Origin of the sequence: Promicromonospora sp. CA-289599, assembly GCF_050936155.1 — a bacterium.
Lineage (GTDB): Bacteria > Actinomycetota > Actinomycetes > Actinomycetales > Cellulomonadaceae > Promicromonospora.
Window position 1 is genome coordinate 5,527,426 of sequence record NZ_JBNJNI010000001.1, and the last position, 21,074, is coordinate 5,548,499.

At 73.3% G+C, this 21,074-nt stretch carries 22 protein-coding genes; 14 read left to right on the plus strand and 8 right to left on the minus strand.

What is annotated here, in order from left to right; genetic code table 11:
- Positions 1 to 18 precede the first annotated feature (18 nt).
- Entirely contained in the window at positions 19 to 966 is a 948-nt protein-coding gene (locus ACQEVI_RS24535; RefSeq protein WP_432904175.1) for a DUF808 domain-containing protein, read from the plus strand.
- Here ACQEVI_RS24535 and ACQEVI_RS24540 read toward each other — a convergent pair.
- From ACQEVI_RS24540 to ACQEVI_RS24550, 3 genes are all read right to left on the minus strand, one after another.
- Entirely contained in the window at positions 956 to 1,723 is a 768-nt protein-coding gene (locus ACQEVI_RS24540; protein WP_432904177.1) for a GNAT family N-acetyltransferase, read from the minus strand. The two genes, ACQEVI_RS24535 and ACQEVI_RS24540, sit on opposite strands and share 11 nt — an antisense overlap.
- 91 nt (positions 1,724 to 1,814) lie before the next feature.
- Positions 1,815 to 2,252, minus strand: coding sequence for a VOC family protein (locus tag ACQEVI_RS24545; protein ID WP_432904180.1), 438 nt, complete (start codon positions 2,250 to 2,252; stop codon positions 1,815 to 1,817).
- 32 nt (positions 2,253 to 2,284) lie between these two features.
- Positions 2,285 to 3,046, minus strand: coding sequence for an SDR family NAD(P)-dependent oxidoreductase (locus ACQEVI_RS24550; protein WP_432904183.1), 762 nt, complete (start codon positions 3,044 to 3,046; stop codon positions 2,285 to 2,287).
- Positions 3,047 to 3,180: 134 nt separating this feature from the next.
- On the opposite strand from ACQEVI_RS24550, the gene ACQEVI_RS24555 reads away from it, so the two are divergent.
- Genes ACQEVI_RS24555 through ACQEVI_RS24570 form a run of 4 tightly spaced genes read left to right on the plus strand, consistent with a single transcriptional unit; the run spans position 3,181 to position 6,461 of the window.
- Positions 3,181 to 4,272: a cupin domain-containing protein gene (locus tag ACQEVI_RS24555; protein ID WP_432904186.1), complete on the plus strand. Its 1,092-nt coding sequence runs from the start codon at positions 3,181 to 3,183 to the stop codon at positions 4,270 to 4,272.
- On the plus strand, positions 4,269 to 5,129 hold the full coding sequence (locus tag ACQEVI_RS24560) for a fumarylacetoacetate hydrolase family protein (protein ID WP_432904188.1): 861 nt from the start codon (positions 4,269 to 4,271) through the stop codon (positions 5,127 to 5,129). The genes ACQEVI_RS24555 and ACQEVI_RS24560 overlap by 4 nt, the downstream gene beginning before the upstream one ends.
- Positions 5,130 to 5,131: 2 nt before the next feature.
- Positions 5,132 to 5,938 carry a maleylpyruvate isomerase family mycothiol-dependent enzyme gene (locus tag ACQEVI_RS24565; protein WP_432904190.1) on the plus strand — a complete coding sequence of 269 codons (807 nt, stop codon included), beginning with the start codon at positions 5,132 to 5,134 and terminating at the stop codon, positions 5,936 to 5,938.
- Between the two features lie 10 nt (positions 5,939 to 5,948).
- Positions 5,949 to 6,461: a MarR family winged helix-turn-helix transcriptional regulator gene (locus tag ACQEVI_RS24570; RefSeq protein ID WP_432904194.1), complete on the plus strand. Its 513-nt coding sequence runs from the start codon at positions 5,949 to 5,951 to the stop codon at positions 6,459 to 6,461.
- A gap of 84 nt (positions 6,462 to 6,545) precedes the next feature.
- Here ACQEVI_RS24570 and ACQEVI_RS24575 read toward each other — a convergent pair whose 3' ends face one another.
- The 4 genes from ACQEVI_RS24575 to ACQEVI_RS24590 are packed head-to-tail and all read right to left on the minus strand — an operon-like array spanning position 6,546 to position 9,925.
- Positions 6,546 to 7,400 carry an ABC transporter ATP-binding protein gene (locus ACQEVI_RS24575; RefSeq protein WP_432904199.1) on the minus strand — a complete coding sequence of 285 codons (855 nt, stop codon included), beginning with the start codon at positions 7,398 to 7,400 and terminating at the stop codon, positions 6,546 to 6,548.
- Positions 7,393 to 8,163, minus strand: coding sequence for an ABC transporter permease (locus tag ACQEVI_RS24580; RefSeq protein ID WP_432904202.1), 771 nt, complete (start codon positions 8,161 to 8,163; stop codon positions 7,393 to 7,395). The genes ACQEVI_RS24575 and ACQEVI_RS24580 overlap by 8 nt, the downstream gene beginning before the upstream one ends.
- A complete protein-coding gene (locus ACQEVI_RS24585) occupies positions 8,163 to 8,957 on the minus strand; it encodes an ABC transporter permease (protein WP_432904205.1) in 795 nt (264 codons plus the stop codon). The genes ACQEVI_RS24580 and ACQEVI_RS24585 overlap by 1 nt, the downstream gene beginning before the upstream one ends.
- On the minus strand, positions 8,954 to 9,925 hold the full coding sequence (locus ACQEVI_RS24590; protein WP_432904208.1) for an ABC transporter substrate-binding protein: 972 nt from the start codon (positions 9,923 to 9,925) through the stop codon (positions 8,954 to 8,956). The genes ACQEVI_RS24585 and ACQEVI_RS24590 overlap by 4 nt, the downstream gene beginning before the upstream one ends.
- A gap of 142 nt (positions 9,926 to 10,067) precedes the next feature.
- On the opposite strand from ACQEVI_RS24590, the gene ACQEVI_RS24595 reads away from it, so the two are divergent.
- The 6 genes from ACQEVI_RS24595 (at position 10,068) to ACQEVI_RS24620 (ending at position 15,832) form a co-directional block, all read left to right on the plus strand.
- The gene (locus ACQEVI_RS24595; protein WP_432904211.1) at positions 10,068 to 10,892 is read left to right on the plus strand and encodes a PaaX family transcriptional regulator; all 825 of its coding nucleotides are present in this window, start codon (positions 10,068 to 10,070) and stop codon (positions 10,890 to 10,892) included.
- A gap of 162 nt (positions 10,893 to 11,054) precedes the next feature.
- Complete coding sequence (locus ACQEVI_RS24600; protein WP_432904214.1) at positions 11,055 to 12,746, plus strand: AMP-binding protein; 1,692 nt, start codon at positions 11,055 to 11,057, stop codon at positions 12,744 to 12,746.
- Positions 12,743 to 13,933, plus strand: a complete 1,191-nt coding sequence (locus ACQEVI_RS24605) for a thiolase family protein (RefSeq protein ID WP_432904217.1) — start codon at positions 12,743 to 12,745, stop codon at positions 13,931 to 13,933. Before ACQEVI_RS24600 ends, ACQEVI_RS24605 begins: the two co-directional genes overlap by 4 nt.
- A gap of 98 nt (positions 13,934 to 14,031) precedes the next feature.
- The gene (locus ACQEVI_RS24610) at positions 14,032 to 14,490 is read left to right on the plus strand and encodes a MaoC family dehydratase (protein WP_432904220.1); all 459 of its coding nucleotides are present in this window, start codon (positions 14,032 to 14,034) and stop codon (positions 14,488 to 14,490) included.
- Positions 14,487 to 15,431 carry an SDR family NAD(P)-dependent oxidoreductase gene (locus ACQEVI_RS24615; RefSeq protein WP_432904223.1) on the plus strand — a complete coding sequence of 315 codons (945 nt, stop codon included), beginning with the start codon at positions 14,487 to 14,489 and terminating at the stop codon, positions 15,429 to 15,431. Before ACQEVI_RS24610 ends, ACQEVI_RS24615 begins: the two co-directional genes overlap by 4 nt.
- Positions 15,428 to 15,832 carry an acyl-CoA thioesterase gene (locus ACQEVI_RS24620; RefSeq protein ID WP_432904226.1) on the plus strand — a complete coding sequence of 135 codons (405 nt, stop codon included), beginning with the start codon at positions 15,428 to 15,430 and terminating at the stop codon, positions 15,830 to 15,832. The genes ACQEVI_RS24615 and ACQEVI_RS24620 overlap by 4 nt, the downstream gene beginning before the upstream one ends.
- Here ACQEVI_RS24620 and ACQEVI_RS24625 read toward each other — a convergent pair.
- The gene (locus tag ACQEVI_RS24625) at positions 15,825 to 16,778 is read right to left on the minus strand and encodes a PaaX family transcriptional regulator (protein WP_432904229.1); all 954 of its coding nucleotides are present in this window, start codon (positions 16,776 to 16,778) and stop codon (positions 15,825 to 15,827) included. The genes ACQEVI_RS24620 and ACQEVI_RS24625 overlap by 8 nt on opposite strands.
- 103 nt (positions 16,779 to 16,881) lie before the next feature.
- Between ACQEVI_RS24625 and ACQEVI_RS24630 the strand changes: the two genes are divergently transcribed.
- From ACQEVI_RS24630 to ACQEVI_RS24640, 3 genes are read left to right on the plus strand one after another with little or no spacing between them, the layout of a single operon-like run.
- Entirely contained in the window at positions 16,882 to 17,742 is an 861-nt protein-coding gene (locus ACQEVI_RS24630; protein ID WP_432904232.1) for a fumarylacetoacetate hydrolase family protein, read from the plus strand.
- Positions 17,739 to 19,838: an acetate--CoA ligase family protein gene (locus tag ACQEVI_RS24635; protein WP_432904235.1), complete on the plus strand. Its 2,100-nt coding sequence runs from the start codon at positions 17,739 to 17,741 to the stop codon at positions 19,836 to 19,838. The genes ACQEVI_RS24630 and ACQEVI_RS24635 overlap by 4 nt, the downstream gene beginning before the upstream one ends.
- Positions 19,822 to 21,060 (plus strand): FAD-dependent monooxygenase, encoded by a 1,239-nt coding sequence (locus ACQEVI_RS24640; protein WP_432904238.1) that lies wholly within the window; start codon positions 19,822 to 19,824, stop codon positions 21,058 to 21,060. The genes ACQEVI_RS24635 and ACQEVI_RS24640 overlap by 17 nt, the downstream gene beginning before the upstream one ends.
- Positions 21,061 to 21,074: the final 14 nt, after the last annotated feature.

Here is a 21,074-nt window from a genome sequence, read left to right on the forward strand (position 1 = left end):
GGCGCCGTGGGTGGCCTGATGGGACTGCTGGACGACATTGCCGCGCTGGCGAAGCTGGCGGCGGCCTCGATCGACGACGTCGGGGCCGCCGCCGGCCGCGCGACGGCCAAGGCGGCGGGCGTCGTCGTGGACGACACCGCCGTGACACCGCAGTACCTGCGCAGCGTCGCGGCGCAGCGCGAGCTGCCGATCGTGTGGAAGATCGCCAAGGGCTCGATCCGCAACAAGCTGATCTTCATCCTCCCGGCCGCGCTGCTGCTGAGCCAGTTCCTGCCGTGGCTCCTGCCGATCATCCTCATGATCGGCGGCACCTACCTGGCCTACGAGGGCGCCGAGAAGATCTGGCACAAGGTCTCCGGCCACCACGACGCCGAGCTGCCGGCCACGGAGGTCAGCCCCGAGGCCGAGAAGAAGATGATCGCGGGCGCCGTCCGCACCGACCTCATCCTGTCGGCCGAGATCATGGTGATCGCGCTCGCCGAGGTGGCCGACGAGGCCTTCTGGTCCAGGCTCCTGATCCTCGTGGTCGTGGCGTTCGTCATCACGATCATCGTGTACGGCATCGTCGCGGCGATCGTGAAGATGGACGACGTCGGCCTGCGGATGGCCCAGTACGACTCCGGGTTCGCCAAGAGGTTCGGCCGTGGGCTCGTCCTGGCGATGCCCCGGGTGCTCGCCGTGATCTCCGTGGTCGGCACCGTCGCGATGCTCTGGGTCGGCGGGCACATCCTGCTCGTCAACCTCGGCGCGGACGGCACCGGCTGGATCCCGGCACCGTACGAATGGGTGCACCACCTCGAGGTGGCGATCCACGACGGCACCGGCGCGCTCGGCGGCACCCTCGGGTGGCTCTTCAACACGCTGTGCTCGGCGATCGTCGGCCTGATCGTCGGCGCCGCCGTGGTGGCGGTGCTCCACCTCCTGCCCTCACGGAAGAAGAAGGAGGAGGAGCCGGTCAGCCACTGACCGGTGCGCCGGCCGGGCCGACCGGCCCGGCCGGCGTCCGCACGGAGCCGAACGCCACGCGCCGGCGCAGCGTGAAGCCCAGGTTCTCGTAGAGAGCTGTCGCGTGCGTGTTGCTCGCCGCGGCGTGCAGCATGGCGCGCGCGCCGCGCTCGTGGATGTGGTGGACGACGTCCAGCACGAGACGCGTGGCCAGGCCCTGCCCGCGGTACCGCTCGTCGGTCGCGACCGCGCTGATCTCGGTCCAGCCGGCGGGCCGCAGGCGCTCGCCGGCCATGGCCGCGAGGCGTCCGTCGCGCCGGATCCCGACGTACCGGCCCAGCTGGTACGTCCGGGGCAGGAACGGGCCGGGCTGGGCGCGCTCCACGAGGTCGAGCATCTCGGGGACGTCGGCGGCCCCCAGGAGCACCGCCTCGTCGTCGGGGCGGCCGTGCAGGCGTTCGGTCTCGACCAGCTGCACGCCCTGGAAGGGCTCGCCGCGTACCCAGCCGGGCGGCAGCGCCACCGACTCGGGTGGCCCGGGGAACTCGGCGTCGTACCCGACCAGCTCGATCACCGCGTCCCACACGCCGGGGTCGTCCCAGGTCCGGACGGCGGCGAAGGGCGAGACGTCGGCGGGGTACCGGCGGGCGAGGTCGTTGCCCTCCGCCAGGTGTGCGTGCGCGCCGGTGAGGGCGGACCACGCGGGGTTGTCGAGCACCGCGTAGTCGGGTGCCGCGTGATCGGGTGCTGCGTCGAGGGTTCCGGACCTGAGGTTCACGTAGTTCTCCAACGGGCATCCGGCCGGTCGCATTCCGGCCGGGCCGCCCGCCGTCCGCGCTCAGCGCAGCGCGGCGACGACCGCGCCCAGGTCAGTCCAGGCAGAACTCGTTGCCCTCGACGTCCTGCATGTTCTGGCAGGACTCGTTCTCCCCGTCGGCCAGCAACAGGACCCCGCGCGTCGCGCCGATCGCCTCCAAGCGCGCCGCGTGGGACTCCAGGACGGCCAGGCGTTCCTCGCCCACGAAGCCCCTGCCGACCTTGACGTCGAGGTGCACGCGGTTCTTGACGACCTTGCCCTCGGGCACACGCTGGAAGAACAGCCGTGGGCCGGCGCCGGTGGGGTCGCTCGCGGCGAACCATGAGTCCCGCTCCGGCTCGGGCAGCGAGAGGCTGTACTCCTCCCACGTGGCGAACCCGTCCTCCGTCACGTCCGGGGGGACGTATCCCAGGGCTTCGCACCAGAACCGGCCCACGCGCTCGGGACTGGCACAGTCGAAGGTGATCTGGATGGGCTGCACGGTCGTCATGGGCACACCCTAGGACGGCGGCGGGCCGCCGATCACACTGATTCCTTGGTGATACTCCAGCCGCCGTCGACCGGCAGCTCGACGCCCGTGACGTACGAGGCGCGGTCGGAGCAGAGATACGCGATGGCATCGGCCACCTCAAACGCCTCGCCCAGGCGTCCGAGGGCGGTCGCGCCCGCCGCGCTCGCCCGGTCCGCCGCGCTCGCGCCGTCCCAGTGCGGCGTGAGCACCGGGCCGGGCAGCACGCTGTTGACGCGCACCGCGGGGGCGTACTCGGCGGCGAGCTGCCTGGCGAGCCCGGTCATCCCCGCCTTCGCCGAGGCGTAGGCGGCCCGGCCCGGCAGCCCGAAGCGCGCGTGCACCGACGAGACCATGACCACCGCGCCGCGCCCCGACGCCGTCAGGTCGGGCAGCAGCGCACGGGTGCCGAGGTAGGCGCCGGTGAGCGAGACCCGGAGCTGGTGCTCCCAGCTGTCCAGCGGCGTGTCCTCGAGGGACGCGACAGTGGTGGCGTACGCGTTGTGCACCAGGATCTGCGGCCGGCCCAGCTCGGCCCGGCACGTGAGGGCGGCCGTGGTCCAGGCGGCCTCGACGGCGACGTCCATGACCGCCGCGGCGGCGCGGTGGCCGGCGGCGCGCAGCTCGTCGCGGAGGTCGAGCACCGTGGGGGAGACGTCGACGAGGAAGACGTCGGCACCGTCCTGGGCCAGCCGTCGAGCGGTGGCGGCACCGATGCCTCGGGCGGCGCCGGTGACGACGGCGGTGCGACCGTCCAGGGGGAGATCACGCGTCATCACAGGTGCCTTTCGTCGATGGGTGGTCCTTCGGCAGGCTACCCGCGACGGAGCAGGGTGGTGCTGGACGGCGAGTGCTCCCGACTATATCGTTGGCATACCAACGAATGGCGACGAGGCCAGGAGGAGCACCCATGCAGCAGATGGACGGCACGGCCGACACCCCGGAGCTCGAACAGCTCTACGCGGACTTCGAGACGAACCACCTGGCCCCGCTGTGGACCCAGCGCGACGACCTGATGCCCTTCACTCCCTCGCCGAAGGCGGTGCCGCACGTGTGGGAGTGGTCCACGCTGTTCGGCATCGCGGAGCGGTCGGGCGAGCTCGTGCCCGTCGGGCGCGGCGGGGAGCGGCGAGCGATCGGCTTGGCCAACCCCGGGCTCCCCGGCACGGCGTACGCGACGCCCACCCTGTGGTGCGCGATCCAGTACCTCGGCGGGTTCGAGACCGCGCCCGAGCACCGGCACAGCCAGAACGCCTTCCGGTTCGTCGTCGAGGGCGAGGGCGTCTGGACCGTCGTCAACGGTGATCCCGTGGCGATGCGGCGCGGCGACCTGCTGCTCACCCCCGGCTGGAACTTCCACGGCCACCACAACGACACCGATCGGCCCATGGCGTGGATCGACGGCCTCGACGTGCCGTTCGCGCACTACGCCGACGTCGGCTTCTTCGAGTTCGGCTCCGAGCGCGTCACCGACGAGGCGTCCCCGGACGTCTCCCGCTCCGAGCGGCTCTGGGCGCACCCCGGCCTGCGCCCCCTCAGCGCGCTCGAGGACACCACGAGCTCGCCCCTCGCCGCCTACCGCTGGGAGCACACCGACCGGGCGCTGACCGAACAGCTCGCCCTGGAGGACGCCGGCCACCCGGCGACCGTCGGCCAGGGTCACGCCGCCGTCCGGTACACGAACCCGACCACCGGCGGCGACGTCATGCCGACGCTGCGCTGCGAGTTCCACCGGCTCCGCGCCGGCGCGTCCACGCCGGTCACGCACGAGGTCGGGTCCTCGGTGTGGCAGGTGTTCGAGGGTGAGGGCACCGTGGTGCTCGGCGAGACGGAGCACCGGCTCCACACCGGCGACCTGTTCGCCGTGCCGAGCTGGGTGCCGTGGTCGCTGCACGCCGACAGCCAGTTCGACCTGTTCCGGTTCAACGACGGCCCGATCGTCGACCGGCTGCACTTCACGCGCACCTACGTGCCCGGCCAGCGCAACGAGGACCTCGCATGAGGCTCGGGACGCTCCGGCTCGGCACAAGCGCAAGCACGAGCACAGGCACGGGCACCGTCGCCGTCCGGGTCGACGAGGGGGTGGCGGTCGAGATCGGGGGCCACGCCGACGTCGGGCATCTGCTCCAGGACCCGTCGTGGGCCACGATCGCCCGCTCCGCCGACGGCCCGGAGCATGAGCTGGCGGGACTCGACCCGCAGGCGTGGGCGCCTCCGGTGCTCCGGCCGGCCAAGATCGTCTGCGTCGGGCTCAACTACCGCAACCACATCCGCGAGATGGGTCGCGAGCTGCCGGAGTACCCGACGCTCTTCGCCAAGTATCCCGAGGCGCTGATCGGCCCGTACGACCCGATAGTCCTGCCGGCGCACGCCGCGGACGCCGTCGACTGGGAGGGCGAGATCGCCGTCGTCGTCGGGCGGACGGCGCGGCGGCTCACCGTCGCGGAGGCCGAGGACGCGATAGCCGGCTACGCCGTGCTCAACGACGTGACGATGCGCGACTTCCAGTACCGCAGTCCGCAGTGGCTGCAGGGCAAGACCTTCGAGGCGACGACGCCGTTCGGCCCCTGGCTGACGACGCCCGACAGCGTCGACCAGGCGGGGGAGCTGCTCACGGAGGTCGACGGCGAGGTCGTGCAGCGCACGGCGATCGACGACATGGTGTTCGGCCCGGCCGCGCTCGTGGCCTACATCTCGCAGATCGTCACGCTGCACCCGGGCGACGTCATCGCGACCGGGACGCCGGGCGGCGTCGGCCACGCTCGCAAGCCGGCGCGCTACCTCGCGCCCGGGCAGGAGCTGGTCACGTCCGTCACCGGGCTCGGCACGCTGCGCAACGCCGTCGTCAAGGAGGGCTGAACATGCCCGCCCGCACCGACCGGACCACCGACCCGGACCTGCTCGCCGGCCTGCTGCTCGCCCGCCGCGGACAGGCGTACTTCTCGCGCAAGCTCAACGAGCTCCGGAACGACCGCCTCGAGGCACCGTCCCTCGTGGCGGGCTGGACGCGGCGGCACGTCGTCGCGCACGTCGGGCTGAACGCGCGGGCGCTGACCCGGCTCACCGAGTGGGCGGCGACCGGCGTCGAGACGCCGATGTACGCCTCGCCCGAAGAGCGCGACCAGGAGATCGAGTTCGCCGCGACGCTGCCCGCCCGGGCGCTGCGGAACCTGTGCGCGCATGCCGCCGTGCACCTCTCCGTTGAATGGCGTGACTTGCCTGAGGAGGCCTGGCGTGCCCCGGTGCGCACGGCGCTCGGGCGGGTCGTGCCGGCGTCCGAGACCGTGTGGATGCGGACCCGGGAGGTCTGGGTGCACGCCGTCGACCTCGACAACGGCGGCTCGTTCGACGACTTCCCGCCGGAGCTGCTCGACGCGCTGCTCGCCGACGTGGTCGGCGGGTGGCGGCGTCGGCTGGGGCCGGACGGCTTGCCGTCGCTTGTTCTGGAGCCCGTCGACCGCGAGCGCGCGGTGCCGGTCGCCGAGCCCGGGACGACGGCTGACGGGTCGACAGCGGACGGGACGTCGTCGTCCGGGACGGTGGCGCTGGGAACGGTGGCGCTCCGCGGGACCGCCGCGGACCTGACCCGGTGGGCGACGGGACGCGGGGGTGCGGGCGTCGTCGCCCCGAACGGCGGTGCGGTGCCCGCGCCGCCGCGCTGGCTGTGATGATCGGGCCATGACTCAACCAAGCGGCGTGGCCGCCGCCCAGGCGAGCGAGGCGGACGGCGTCGGCGCGCGGCAGTCCCTGAACCTGCCCGAGCACGTGGGCTTCCTCATCCGGCGCGCCCAGCAGGTGCACCTGGCGGTGTGGGCCGAGGAGGCGGGGCAGGGCCTGAGCAACGTCCAGTTCGGCGTGCTCAACGTGCTGCACCGGACGGGCGGCGCCAGCCAGCGTGAGCTGTGCGACGCGCTGGACCTCGACCGCTCGACCGTCGCGGGCCTCGTCTCGCGGCTCGAGGCCCGGGGCCTGGTCGAGCGCGCGCGGGCGGCGTCGGACCGCCGCCGCAACCTCGTTGGTCTCACCGAGGCGGGCGCCGCCGAGCTGCGCCGGCTCGTCCCGCACGCGGCCGAGGTGGACGCCTCGCTCACCGCCGGGCTCAGCGAGGAGGAGCAGGCCACGCTGCGCCGACTCCTCACCCGGATCCTCGACACGCACGGCCACCACGCGAGCGACCCCACCCCTCGTTGAGCTGTCAGACGTCGCCCGACGTGTCAGACACACAGGTCACCCGGGTGACCTGTGTGTCTGACACGTCCGGAGGCGTCTGACAACTCAACGAGGGCTGGCCGGCAGGCCGGTCCGGTCGCCGCGTTTCGCGCGCTGGATCTGCTCGTGCACGTGCGTGCGCAGCTCCGTGAATCGCGGCAGGGCGCGGGTCGAGATCTGGTCGCGCTCGGCGGGCAGGTCGACCGCCAGGTCCTCCTGCACCACCGTCGGAGAGCTCGACAGCACCAGCACCCGCTCGCCCAGGTACACCGACTCGTCGATGTCGTGCGTGACGAAGAGGACGGTGACCCCGAGGTCCTGCCACACGCGCCGGACCAGGTCCTCCAGGTCGGCGCGGGTCTGGGCGTCGACGGCCGCGAACGGCTCGTCCATGACGAGCACCTCGGGCTGGTAGGCGATGGCCCGGGCGATCGCGACCCGCTGCTGCATGCCGCCGGAGAGCTGCCACGGATACGTCGACAGCGCGTGCCCCAGGCCCACCTCCTCGAGCGCGGCCCGGACGACGTCGTCCCGCTCGCCGCGCGGCATCCCGCGGGACTTGAGCGGCAGGGCGACGTTGTCCCGCACGCTGAGCCACGGGTACAGGCTGCGCCCGTACTCCTGGAAGACGACGGCCATCTTCTTGGGCGGTGCGAGCACGGTCTCGCCGCCGAGGGCCACCGATCCGGTCGTCGGAGCGAGCAGTCCCGACAGGCACTTGAGCAGCGTCGTCTTGCCGCAGCCCGACGGGCCGACTATGCAGACCAGCTCGCCCGCCCGGACGTCGAAGCTGATGGAGCGGATCGCCTCGACCCCGTCGGAACCCGCCGAACCCGAGTAGGTCTTGCCGAGGTCCCGCACCGAGAGCAGGGTGGTGCTCGGCGCCTCCGTCGGCTTCTCGTGCGTGCTGATGTCAGCCACGTGCCACCTCTCTCATCCCGTGGTACCAGTGCAGGACCCGCCGTTCGGCGATCCCGTAGAGCCCCGCCACGGCGACGCCGACGAGCCCGAGCAGCACGATGCCGCTCCACATCTGGGCGATCATGAAGCTGCGCTGGAAGTAGACGATCCGGTAGCCGAGCCCCGAGGACGAGGCGAACATCTCCGAGATCACCATGAGGATCAGCCCGATCGACAGGCACAGGCGGATGCCGGCCATGATCTGCGGGCTCGCGGCGGGCAGCACCACGTAGCGCAGCGACAGCGCACCGCGCAGCCGGTAGGAGCGGGACGTCTCGGTGAGCACCGGGTCGACCCCGCGCACCCCCTCGACGGTGTTGAGCAGCACGGGCCACACGCAGCCCGAGACGATGACGGCGATCCGCATCGTGTCGCCGATGCCGAGCATCAGCATGAGCACCGGCACCAGGACGACGGGCGGCACCGCGCGGAAGAACTCGAGCAGCGGTTCGAGCAGGTCCCGCAGCCAGCGGGTGGTGCCGATCGCGGTTCCGGCGACCACCCCGATCACTATCGACAGCAGCACGCCGATCGCGAACCGGCCGAGGCTCGGCAGCACGTCGGCTGTGAACGCGGGGCCGAACCAGGTGTCGACGAACGCCTGAGCGATGGTCGCCGGCGGCGGGAAGTAGATAGAGGCCGACCGGTCCGTGACCAGGACCCAGGCCAGCAGGGCGAGCGCGGGCAGTCCGGCCGCGTAGCCGATGGCGCGCAGCGTACGCATCACAAGGCCTCCTCCCTGCGCACCGAGGGGTGCCAGTGCAGCAGCCGCCGTTCGAGCAGCCGGCTCGCGAGATTGACGAGGATCCCGAGCCCGCCCGTGACCAGCACGAGCGCGTACAGGCCGGGTGCGTCGGGGGCGGACCGGTAGAGCTCGATCTGCCGCCCGAGGCCCGGGTTGCCGATCACCAGCTCGGCCGTGATGGTCAGGACCAGGGCCACCGAGGCGGCGAGCCGGAACCCGGTGATGACGTAGGGCAGCGCCGTCGGCAGCACGAGATGGCGCAGCTGGTCGAGCCGCCCGAGGCCGTAGCTGCGAGCGGTGTCCCGGGCGACCGGGTCGACGTCGGCCACGCCGTGCAGCACCTGGACGAACACCTGCCAGAACGGCGCGTACACGACCACCATGAGCGCGGCCTCCCGGGACAGCCCCGCGACGAGCACCGCGAGCGGGATGATCGCGACCGACGGGATCGGCCGCAGGAACTCCACGCTGCTGTGCGTGGCCCGGTCGAGGAACGGCACGAGCCCGACGACGGTCCCGAGCATGATCGCGGCGACGACGGCGATCCCCAGTCCCGCCGACCACGTGATGACGGTGTCAGCGAGGGTGGTCCAGAAGTCCGGCGTCGTGAGTTCGTGGCCGAGGCGCACCAGCGTCGTCGAGGCGGTCGGCAGGTACGTCCGGCTGACCACGCCGGAGAGCGCGGCGGCCTCCCACGCGGCCAGGAACCCGAGGATGCCCAGCAGGCCGAGCACTCGGGTCCTCGTCGGGCTCGTACGGATCACTCGGTTCACTCGACGATGATCGCGTCGACGTCGGGTGCGGTCTGGAAGTAGTCGTACTCGACGCCGAGGTCGGCCAGCGCCTGGATGGCGTCGGTGTTGACGGTGGTGGTGAAGTGCGGCAGCGGCAGGTTCGCCGCGGCCTCCTCGGGCAGCTCGAGGTTGTCGACGAGCGTCTGGCGGACGGCGTCGTCGTTCTCCTCCGCCCAGGTGAACGCGTCGTCGAACGCCGCCCGCACGTCGGCGACCAGCTCGGGGTCCTGCTCGACCGTCTCGGTGGTCGCCTGGACCACGAGGGTCGGCAGGCCGGGGACGACCGCCTGGTAGGGGTAGACGACGGTGGTGCCGCCCGCGCCGACGATCATGGAGACGAACGGCTCCGGGACCCATGCGGCGTCGATGTTCCCGGCCTCGAGCTGGGCCGCGGCGTCGGGGAAGGCCACCTCGACGAACTCGATGGCTGCGGGGTCGCCGCCGTCCGCCTCGACGGCGGCGCGGATCGTGAGGTCGCCCGCCGCGCCGAGGGAGTTGACCGCCACCTTCGCGCCGGCGAGGTCGGCCGGGCGAGTGATGCCGGTGTCCGCACCGGCGACCACCGCGTTGATGTCGTCCCCCTCGGGGTAGCTCTCGGCGTACCCGGAGATGATCACGGCGGGGAGCCCCTGCTCGGCCGCCCGCAGGGCTCCGAACGGCTGCCCGATCGTCAGGTCGACGTCCCCGTTGACCAGGGCGGGCATCGCCTGCGCGCCGCCCTGGATCGGCTGGACTGTCACGTCCAGGCCGCGGTCGGCGAACACGCCGGCCTCGACGGCGGCCCACAGCGGCGCCGTCTCGCTGATGCTCAGCGCCCCGATCGTCACGGCCCGGTTCCCGTCCTCCCCGGTCTCGGGCGGGTCCTGCGCATCGGCCGTGCAGGCGGCCAGGCCGAGGGCCAGCAGAGCGGCACCGGCGGCCAGGACGCCCGGGCGTCGTCGGCTCATGGTTTCCTCAATTCGTCGTTGAATCGTGAGGGTGTGCGAAATGCATGACACTTGCGTGTACAGCGTGCAGCCTCCATGTCATGCATGTCAACGGCCCTGGTCGTCGCGCTCGCTCTGAGACCGTTCTGGAATACTCCGATCCATGTCCCGCCGTCCCGAACAGCTGCTTCTCGCGTTCCTCGGGGAGTTCGTGCTCGACGCCGACGTCGAGCACGTCCCCTCTGCCGTGCTCATCGGGCTGCTCGCCGAGCTCGGCACCGGCGACGCCGCGACCCGCGCCACGCTCGCCCGGATGAGCCGCCGCGGCCTGCTCGAGAAGGTCCGCGCGGGCCGGGAGGTGGCGTACGGCCTCGCTCCGGCCGGTGAGTCCGTGCTCCGCGAGGCGCGCGGCCGCGTGCTCGCCGACGAGCCCTTCGCGCCCGTCGGCACCGGCTGGACCCTCGTGACGTTCTCCGTACCGGAGAGCCAGCGGGACGCGCGCCACCGGGTACGGGCGGCCCTGACCTGGGCGGGCTTCGGCCTGCTGCGCGACGGGTTGTGGATCGCACCCGGCGAGGTCGACGTCGCGACCGCACTCCGGCCGCTCGACGGCGACCTCACCGACGTCGAGCTGTCCGCGTTCCGCGCGTACGAGATCGAGGGGTTCTCGGCGGCGCGGGCCGTTCGCTCGGCCTGGGGGCTGGACGAGATCCGTGCGCACCACCTCCAGTTCCTCGCGACGTGGGCTGACGTCGAGGCCGATGTCGGCGGCTCGGCCCACCCGCTGCGGGACATGACCGCGCTGGGCGCGGACTGGCTCGCACTGCTGCGCGCCGACCCTCGCCTCCCCGCCGAGCACCTCACTGCCGACTGGCCGTCCGGGCGGTCCGCGGCCACGTTCCGTCGGCTCCGCGAGGAGCTCGTCGGCGCGGCGCGGGCGGACCTCGCCGGGCTGCTGGGTCGCTCGAAGGCGCCGTCGGCCGGCTGATCTCGGTCGGTCGACATTCGACGTTCTCATGACGGGCGTCACGAAAGTGCTTGACGTCATGCGGCGCGGTGGGGCACGATCGAAGCCTCGCCGACGTCCGGCTGCCTGAGACCCGTCTGGGACCCAGGAGCCGGCCGCGGCCCGCCCACGAGGATGTGAGCAGTGGACCAGCCGACCCCTCAGCCGATACAGGACAACGATCTGAGCCGAGCGAACTACGCGACCATCTGGGAGTCCGTGGCTCGCGCCGTACCCGAGCGGCCCGCCGTCGTCGCCGACGGCCGCACGATGAGCTACCGCGACCTGGACGACGCCGCGGCCCGCGTCGCCGGCACGTTCCGCGCCGAGGGGCTCGGCGCCGGGTCGCGTGTCGCGATCTTCATGTACAACCGCGTCGAGTACCTGGTGACCGTGTACGCGGCGTACAAGATCGGCGCGATCCCGGTCAACATCAACTTCCGCTACCAGGGCCGCGAGCTCGCCGACCTGCTGCGCGCCGCGCACCCCGAGGCGCTCGTCCACCCGACCAGCCTCGGGCAGCACGTGCGCGACGCCGCCGCGCACGTCGCGCTGCCGGGCCTCGTCCTCACGGTGCCGGACGAAGCAGTGACCGACGACGACAGCCCCACGGCGCCCGGCCGGCCGTTCGCCACCGCGCTGGCCGCCGAGCCGCTCGACCCGCAGCCGCTGTCCCCGGACCACCAGATCTTCATGTTCACGGGCGGCACGACGGGCACCCCGAAGGCCGTCGTCTGGACGCACGGGAACCTGTTCGACAGCCAGCTCTTCTCGATCTACGGCTCGCTGCCCGTGGCCGTCCCGAAAGACCTCGACGAGGTCACGCGCATCGCCGCGCGCACGGACCTCCCGCCGACCGTGACCCTGCCGCTGACCCCGCTCATGCACGCCCTCGCGCTGTTCAACGTGATGAACGCGCTGGTCCTCGGCGGGTGCGTGATCTTCCTGCCGTCCGCGAACCAGGGTCCGCCGGCCGCCGCCCGGACCGTCCACGAGCGCCGGGTGACGCGGCTGATCGTGGCGGGCAACGCCGTCGTCGGCCCGCTCGTCGACGTGCTCGACTCGCCCGCGGGCGCCGGGCTCGACGTGTCCAGCCTGACCACGGTGCTCAGCTCGGGCATGGCCTGGTCCGACGAGCTCAAGCTGCGCCTCCTCGCCCACGCGCCCCGGGCGACGCTCGTCGACATCTTCGGCTCGAGCGAGGGCGGCCCCTTCGCCTACGGGGTGGTCCGCGGGCCGCAGGACATCCCGTGCCATCCGCGGCTGGCCCAGGGCACCGTCGTGTTCGACGCCGAGCTGCGCGAGGTCCAGGACGTCCCCGGCGCCACCGGTGTGCTGGCCTACCGCGGGCAGATGCCGCTCGGCTACGACGGCGACCCGGAGCGGACCGCCGAGGCATACCCGGTCATCGACGGCGTCCGGTACGTGATGCCGGGGGACCACGTGCGGGTCCTCGGCGACGGCCTGGTGGAGCTGCTCGGCCGCGGCTCGGCGGTCGTCAACACGGGCGGCGAGAAGGTCTTCACCGGTGAGGTCGAGGCGGTCCTGACGGCGATCCCCGGCGTGACCGACGCCGTCGTCTTCGGCTCGCCCGACCCCCGCTGGGGCGAGGTCGTGACCGCCTACGTGGTCACCGCGCCCGGCTCGTCGCTCACCGCGGAGCAGGTCCAGGAGGAGGTCGGACGGCGGCTCGCCGGCTACAAGAAGCCGCGCAAGGTCTTCTTCGTCGACGCCCTGGAGCGCAGCCCGAGCGGAAAGCTCAACATGCGCGCCCTGCGCGCCCAGGTCCCTGAACTAGAGGCAGTCCCCGAGCTGGAGGCAGGTCAGCACACATGAGGTTCCGCGACGCGCACATCCCCTTCGGCCTGAGCTGGACCTCGCCGTTCGCCAAGTGGCAGGGCCCCCTGGCGGAGGTGAACAGCCTCGACCTGGCGGTCGACGTCACCGGCCGGGCGCTTGCGGCCCGCGGGCTGCCGCCCGAGGAGATCACCGAGTGGACGCTCGGCTGCACCGTGCCCCAGCAGTACGGGTTCTACGGCGTGACCCTCGTGTCCCGGCGGCTGGGCGCCGGCCGGTACGGCGGGCCGTGGCTCTCGCGGGCCTGCGCGACCTCCGCCGTCGTCGTCGAGCACCTGGCCACCCAGGTCGAGCTCGGCGCGCACGCCACGACCATCGGCGTCATCACCGACCGGACCAGCAACGGCCCGCTCATGCTGTACTCCAGCCAGCGCAGCGCGGGTGGCGCGCCGCTGGCCGAGCACTGGGTGCTCGACCCGATGAAGCTCGACCCGACCACCGGCCAGAGCATGAACGACACCGCGGAGAACACCGCCGTCGACGGCGGCTACACACGCGAACAGGTCGACGAGGTCGCGCTGCTGCGCCACGAGCAGTACGTGAGCTCGCTCGCCGACGACCGCGCGATCCAGCGCGAGTACATGGTGTCCGTGCGCCTCCCGACCAAGAGGGGCGAGACCTGGGTCGAGGAGGACCACGGCGTCTTCCCGACCACCGCCGAGGGCCTGGCCAAGCTGTCACCCGTCAAGCCCGGGGGAGTGGTCACCCACGGCGCGCAGACCCACCCCGCCGACGGCTGCGCCGGCGTCGTCGTCGCGTCCGCCGACCGGGCCCGGGAGATCGGGCAGGACGGCGTCACCGCGCAGATCCTCGCGACCGGGTTCGGCCGCGCCGAGCCCGCGTACATGCCCAAGGCCCCCGTCGAGGCCGCCCGCACAGCACTGACGGACGCCGGGATCGAGATGTCCGACGTCGACGTCGTCACCACGCACAACCCGTTCGCGGTGAACGACCTGTGGCTGGCCGAGCAGACGGGCTACCCGCTGGAGCGGATGAACCCCTACGGGTCCTCGCTCGTCTACGGACACCCGCAGGGTCCGACCGGGGCCCGGGCGATCACCGAGCTCATCCATGCCCTGCACGCCCGGGGCGGCGGCACCGGCCTGTTCACGGGCTGCGCGGCGGGCGACTCCGCCGGGGCCGTCGTGGTCCGGGTCGACGGATAGCCCACCCCGCCTCCTGCCTACCTACCTCAACCACCGACCCGATTGCGAGCGACCCGATGACCCCGGTACCCACACCGCCCACGACAGAGACCGAGACCGTGACAGCCCCCACGAGAGTGGCCCTGGCCGACCTGCCCCAGCACGTCGGGACCGTGTTCGGCCCGTCGTCGTGGCGCACCATCACCCAGGAGGAGGTGGGCGACTTCGCCGACCTCACCTCCGACCACAACCCCATCCACGTCGACCCCGAGGCCGCCGCGCGGTCGCCCTTCGGCGGGACCATCGCGCACGGCTACTTCACGCTGAGCCTCCTCGTCCCGCTCATGGCCGAGATCTTCGAGGTCACGGGCGTGGCGACCGGCATCAACTACGGGCTGGACCGCCTGCGCTTCCCGGCTCCGGTGCCGGTCGGCGCGCGGGTCCGGGTGCTGTCCACGTTGCACGAGGTCACCGAGGTGCCCGGGGGGTACCAGACGGTCTTCGAGAACATCGTCGAGGTGGAGGGCCAGGCCAAGCCCGGCGTCGTCGCCGTGATGGTCCTGAGGTTCCTGGGATGAGCGGGCACATCGACCTGACCGGGAAGGTCGCGATCGTCACCGGCAGCGGGCAGGGCCTCGGGCTGGCCTACGCGAAGGCGCTCGCGGCGGCGGGCGCGAAGGTCGTGGTGAACGACGTCGACGGTGCCGCCGCCGAGCGCGCCGTCGCGGCGATCACCGAGGCGGGCGGCGCGGCGGTGGCGGTCGTCGCACCGGTAGGCCCGACGAGCACGGCCGACCTGCTGGTGCAGACGGCGGTCGAGGAGTTCGGGCGGCTCGACGTGCTGGTGGCCAATGCCGGGGTGCTCCGGGACCGGGTGCTGTGGAAGATGGCGGACGCCGACTTCGACGACGTCGTCGGAACGCACCTGCGGGGCACGTTCACCACAGTGCGTGCGGCCGCGATCCGCCTGCGGGAGCAGGGCGAGGGCGGCCGGATCGTCGTGATCGGGTCCCCGGCGGGGCAGCACGGGAACTTCGGGCAGACGAGCTACGCGGCCGCCAAGGCCGGCGTCGTCGTGATGGCCCGCACGTGGTCGCTGGAGCTGGCGCGCGCGCAGGTGACGGTGAACGTGGTGGTCCCGACGGCGATCACCGCGATGACCGCGACCATTCCCGTGTACCAGGAGGTCGCCGCGGCGTACGAGCGCGGCGAGACCCTGCCGCACGTCGTCCGCCGGGAGCACGCGCTCGGCGGCCCGGAGGACGTGGCGCCGCTGATCGTGTGGCTCGCCTCGGACAGCAGCGCGGGGGTCACCGGGCAGGCGATCGGCGTCGGCGGCGACAAGCTCTCGCTGTACTCGTACTCCGAGGAGCTCGCCGTCACCTACCGGGAGGGCGGCTGGTCGGCCGAGGCGATCGCCGAGGCCTGGCCGTCGACCTTCGCCCCGGCGAGGCAGACGAGCGGCATCACGCTGCCGCCGCTGGACGCTGATGCCGCGGCGGATGTTCCGGCACGGTGAGCAGGCACAGTGAGCAGGTCCGGGTCGAGTTCGCCGACACGGACGCGGGCGGTCTGATCCATCACACCGCGGCCCTGCGGTGGGCCGAGCGGGCGGAGCACCAGCTGCTCCGCTCGCTCGGACGCTCCGAGCGCAATGGGTCCGAGCTCATCGGGCCAGAGCTCACCCGGTTCCCGCGGCGCCGGCTGGAGGTGGACTTCCTCGGCCCCCTCCGGTTCGGCGACGAGGTGGTCGTCGAGATCGCGGCCACGGCGGTCGGCCGGACGTCGGTCACCTACCGCTGGCAGGTGCTGCGCGACGGCGTGAGCTGCGTCGAGGGCACGACGACGTGCGTCCACGTGGACGACGCCGGCCTGCCGTCCCCCGTGCCGGCGGCGCTGCGGGCGGCGCTCGTCACCTGACCGCCGGGTCGGCCGTGGCCGGCAGCACGGGCGGCGTCGAGCGCTGGGCCACGTGGTCGGCGAGCTCGGGCGCGTGGCGGCCGATGATCTCGCGCACCCGCGCCGAGGCGGGTACGCCGAGGCGGTCGTAGGTGTCGAGGAAGAGCTCGCGGGCCCGCGGCCGCGGCCAGCCCGCCGGCAGGAGCGACGTCGGCAGCTCGGGGTCGAGGCCAGGGAACGCGCGCCAGGCGTCCATGAGCTCGGTGCGCCGCACGAGGGCGTCGACCGGGTCGATCGCCCCCTGGCCGAGCGCGGCGTGGGTCGGCTCCCACTCGTCGACGAACGCCTGGTACATCGCGGCGAGGCCGTCGAGGTCCCAGGCGTTCTGCGGGGGCACGGTCGAGGGCAGGTCGGGTGCGGTCGCCACGAACGCCGTGGCTGCCGTGACGCCGAGCTCGACCAGCTCGGCGAGCGCCTCCGCGTGGTGCTCGTGGGGCGAGACCCAGAGGGCGTCGTAGAGCGGCGCGAAGCCCAGCCAGCGCAGGCGCGTGCGCAACGCCTCGCGGACGGAGCGGTTGGCCTCGGGCACGGAGAACGCGACGACGCTCCAGCGGCCGTCCCAGGCGTGGCCGTCGTCGTCGCCGAAGCCGAAGATCCGGGTGGCGCCGTCGCTCAGGACGTCCTGGGCGCGCGGGGTGAGCCCGTGGAAGGTGTTGCGCCCGGCGCGGGCGGTCTCGAGCAGGCCGTGCTTGACCATGCGGCTCAGCGCGGCCCGGGCGGCGACGTCGCTGACCCCGAAGTCGGCGAGCAGCTCGACGAGCGCGGCCGACGGCAGCGGCTCGCCGCGTCCCCACCAGTAGTCGCCCAGCAGGGTCAGCAGCAGGCTCGGCGGTGAGCCCTGGCGGGTGCGCGGCAGCCGGGGGTGCTCGGTCTCGGCTCTGGCGCTCGCCTTGGTCGCCTTCGTCATAGGTCGCCTTCCCACGTTCAGAACTCGGGCCAGAACCCGATGCTTGACATACCGTACCCCGACCGCCGATGGTTGTGTCACATTACCGAAGGAGCACCTGACGATGAGGTTAGCCAGCACCGTCGACGCCCGCCTGCACGCCGTCGTGGAGGACCGTCTCGTCGACCTGACCGACGCCCTGGGAATCAGCGGGCCCGGCGCGGGCGGTCCGCTGCTCGCGTTCCTCGAGCGTGGGGGCACCCTCGCCGAGCTCGCCGCCCTGCCGCTGGACGCCCTGCCCACCCGCCCGCTGGACGGGGCCCGGCTCGCCGCGCCGATCGCCCGCCCCGGCAAGGTCGTCGGCGCACCGGTCAACTATCTGGACCACAAGGCCGAGATGGGGGAGCAGAAGACCATCGCGGAGTACGGCGTGTTCCTCAAGGCGAGCTCCTCGGTGATCGGTCCCGACGACGCGATCCGGCTGCCGTACACCGACGTGCGGACCGACCAGGAGGGCGAGCTCGCCGTCGTCATCGGGCGGACGGCGTGCCGCGTGGCCGCCGCCGACGCCCTGGATCACGTGCTCGGGTACGCCCCGACCCTGGACATCACCGTGCGCTCCACCGAGGACCGCTCGACCCGGAAGTCGTTCGACACGTTCACGCCGTTCGGCCCCTGGATCACCACCGCCGACGAGGTCGGCGACCCCGGCGAGCTGGAGCTGCGCTGCTGGGTCGGCGGGGAGCTGCGCCAGCGGGTGGCGACCAAGGAGCTCATCTTCGACGTCGCCGAGCTGGTCGCGTACACCAGCCACGTCATGACCCTGTACCCCGGGGACGTCATCGCGACGGGCACCCCCGCGGGTGTCGGGCCGATCTCCGCGGGCCAGCGTGTGGTGGTCGAGATCGACCGGCTCGGGCGCCTCGACGTCCCCGTGACCGACGACGGCGCCATCCCCTACGGCAGCCGGCCGGGTGCGCGATGAGTGCCGGGACGAACGCCCTGAGGAACGGTCTCGACCCTCTGCTCCGGCCCCGCAGCATCGCCGTGGTGGGCGCCTCGGCCAGCCCGGACAAGGCCGGGCACGCGATGATGCAGGCGCTCGACGGCTTCGCCGGCGACCTCTTCCCGGTCAACCCCCGCGGCGGCACCATCCTCGGCCGCACTGCGGCGACCGGCCTGGGCGAGCTCCCCGGTCCGGTGGACCTCGCCGTCCTCGTGATCCCGCCCCAGGCCGTCCCCCGTGCGATCGAGGAGGCCGCGGCGGCCGGTGTGCGCGCCGCCGTCGTGTGCGCGGGCGGCTTCGCCGAGAGCGGCCCCGACGGCCGCAAGGTCCAGGAGCAGACCGTCGAGGCCGCCCGGCGCGGCGGCGTCCGGCTGCTCGGCCCCAACACGTCCGGCTTCATGAACCCGGTCGACGGCGTGTTCGCGAACTTCATGCCCGCGGCCGCCGCGCTGCGGCCCGGCACGGTAGGGGTCGTCGCCCAGTCCGGCGGCATCAACCTCGCTCTCGCCTTCCTCCTGGAGCGCGCGGGCATCGGCCTGCGCCTCGGCGTGGGGCTGGGCAACGCGCCCGACGTCGGCTTCGCCGAGATGCTGGACTTCTTCGCGGACGACGACACGACCACCGCCGTCGGCCTGCACGTCGAGGGCATCGCCGACGGCGGCGCCCTCGTCGCGGCCCTGCGCCGGGTCACGGCCCGAAAGCCCGTGGTCGCCTTCAAGGTCGGGCGCTCCGACGTCGGCGACTTCGCCAGGTCCCACACCGGAGCGCTCACCGGCTCCTACGCGCTGACCCGCGCCGCGCTCGCGCAGGCCGGGGCGGTCGTCGTCGACGGCCTCGACGAGATGGTCGCCGCCGTCACGGCGCTGCGGTCCGTGCGGCTGCCCGCCGCGCCCCGGTCCGCGACCGGCGTCGCCGTGCTCACCGGCCAGGCCGGGCCCGGCCTCGTCGTCGCCGACGCGCTCGGCGCCCGGGGCGTGCGCCTCCCCGAGCTGACCCCCGCGACCCTCGACCGGCTCGGCGACCTCCTGCCCCCGCTGACCTACCAGCGCAACCCGGTGGACACCGGGCGGCCCTCGGACACGTTCCCCGACGTGCTGCGCCTCGTCGCCGCCGAACCCGGCATCGACGCCGTCGGCGTCTACGCGCTCGACGAGCCCGGCGTCCTGGACCCGGTGACCGCCGTCGAGGGCGCCGCCGGGCGGGTGCTGTACGCGACCGGCGGGCCGACGTCCGCGATCGAGCGGCACCGGGCCCGGCTGGCGGAGATCGGCGTCCCGCTGTACTCCGGCCCCGGTGACCTCGCGATCGGGCTCGCCGCCCTGGTCAGCGACGCCGCCGCCCGCGCGGTGCCCGACGCCCCGCCCGTCGCCGCCGTGCGGACCCTCGGGCGCGACCTGGACGAGGACGAGGCCAAGACGCTCTTCGAGGCCCAGGGCCTGCGCACCATGCGCCGTCGCGCGGCCGCGAACCGGGCCGCCGCCCACGCGGCCCTGGACGCGCTCGGCGGTCCGGAGAGCCCCGTGGTCGTCAAGGTCCTCGACGCGACGGTGCTGCACAAGTCCGACGTCGGCGGCGTGCACGTCGGGATCCGCAGCCACGCGGAGCTGGACGCGGCCCTCGACGCCATTGACGCGATCGGCACGACCGGACGCCCGCCAGGGCAGCGCTACCTCGTCGAGGAGCAGGCGCCGTCCGGCACCGAGCTCATCCTCGGCGGCGTCCGCGACGCCGTCTTCGGGCCGGTCGTCCTGCTCGGCCTCGGCGGCGTGACCGTCGAGCTGGGTGGGCCCGGAGCTGAGCCGGTGCTGCGTCTCGCCCCCCTGTCCGCCGAACGCGCCGCCGAGATGGTCGACGCACTGCCGCCCGCGGTCCTCGACGGCTTCCGCGGGGCGCCCCCGGTCGACCGCGGGGCGCTCGCAGCGGCCCTGCTCGCCGTGAGCGACGTGCTCACGGCGCACCACGACATCACCGAGATCGATCTCAACCCGGTACGGGTCACCTCCCGTGGACCGGTCGTCCTGGACGCCGTCGTCGTCCGGACCCCAAAGGAGGAGAACCATGACCAGCACGCCTGAGACCGAAGGGGTCCGCGAGCGCGAGACCCTCGTCGTCGGCGCCGGCCCGGTCGGCCTGACCGCGGCCCTGGCGCTACGGTCCTTCGGCCGGCCGGTGACCGTCCTGGAGGCGGGGCCGGAGGGCCGGGAGCGGCCGGGCAGCCGGGCGATCTTCACGCACAGCCAGACGCTGCAGATCCTCGACCGGCTCAGCCCAGGGCTCGGCGCCGAGCTGTACGAGCACGGCGTCTACTGGAACACCCAGCGCACGTTCTACGAGGGGAAGGAGGTCTACGCCAAGACCTACCCCGACCCCGCGCCGGGCACGTACCCGCACTTCACGAGCCTGCCGCAGGTCGAGACCGAGCGGTACCTCCACGAGCGGGCGGTCGCCGCCGGCGTCGAGTTCGTGTGGGAGCAGGAGGTCTCCGACGTGGTCGCCACCGACGACGGCGTACGGGTCACCACCGAGGGCGGCGACCGCTGGCAGGCGCGGTACGTGATCGCCGCGGACGGCTCTCGCTCCGCCGTGCGCAAGCAGATCGGCGCCCGGATGGAGGGCGGGCGCGACGACGGCTGGTACATCGTCGTGGACGTCGGCGAGATCGATCAGCCGGCGCTGCCCCAGGAGCGGCACTTCCACTACGCCCACCCCGCGGTCCAGGGCCGCAACGTCCTGGTCGTCCCGTACGCGGGCGGCTACCGCGTCGACCTGCAGCTCGTCGACGGCGACGACGCGGACAAGTTCGCCTCGCCCGACGGCGTCCGGGCCTGGCTCGACGCGGTGCTCCCGTCCGGGTACGCGGAGCGCACCTCGTGGGTCTCGACCTACCAGTTCCTCCAGCTCGTCGCGCACGACTTCGCCGACCCGGCCCGCAGGGTGCTGCTGGTGGGGGAGGCCGCGCACCTGTTCGCGCCGTTCGGCGCGCGGGGCCTCAACTCGGGAGTGCCCGACGCCGAGGCGGCCGCCTCCGCCGTCGTCCTCGCGCTCGCAGCGGGCACCCGGGAGTCCGCGCGGACGGCGGTCGAGTCGTTCGCCCTGGCCCGCCGGTCCGCGGCACTGTTCAACCGCGACGCCGCGGGGGAGGCGCTGGCGCACCTGCGCCCCACGACCGAGAAGGCCCAGGAGGTCCGGGCCGCCGCCGAGGTCGCCCCGCAGAACGAGGCGGCGTCCAACTGGCTCGAGAAGGCGCCCTACGGCCCCCGTGGCGTGCACACCGCGCAGACCGTCTACCGGTACTGACGACACACACTGGG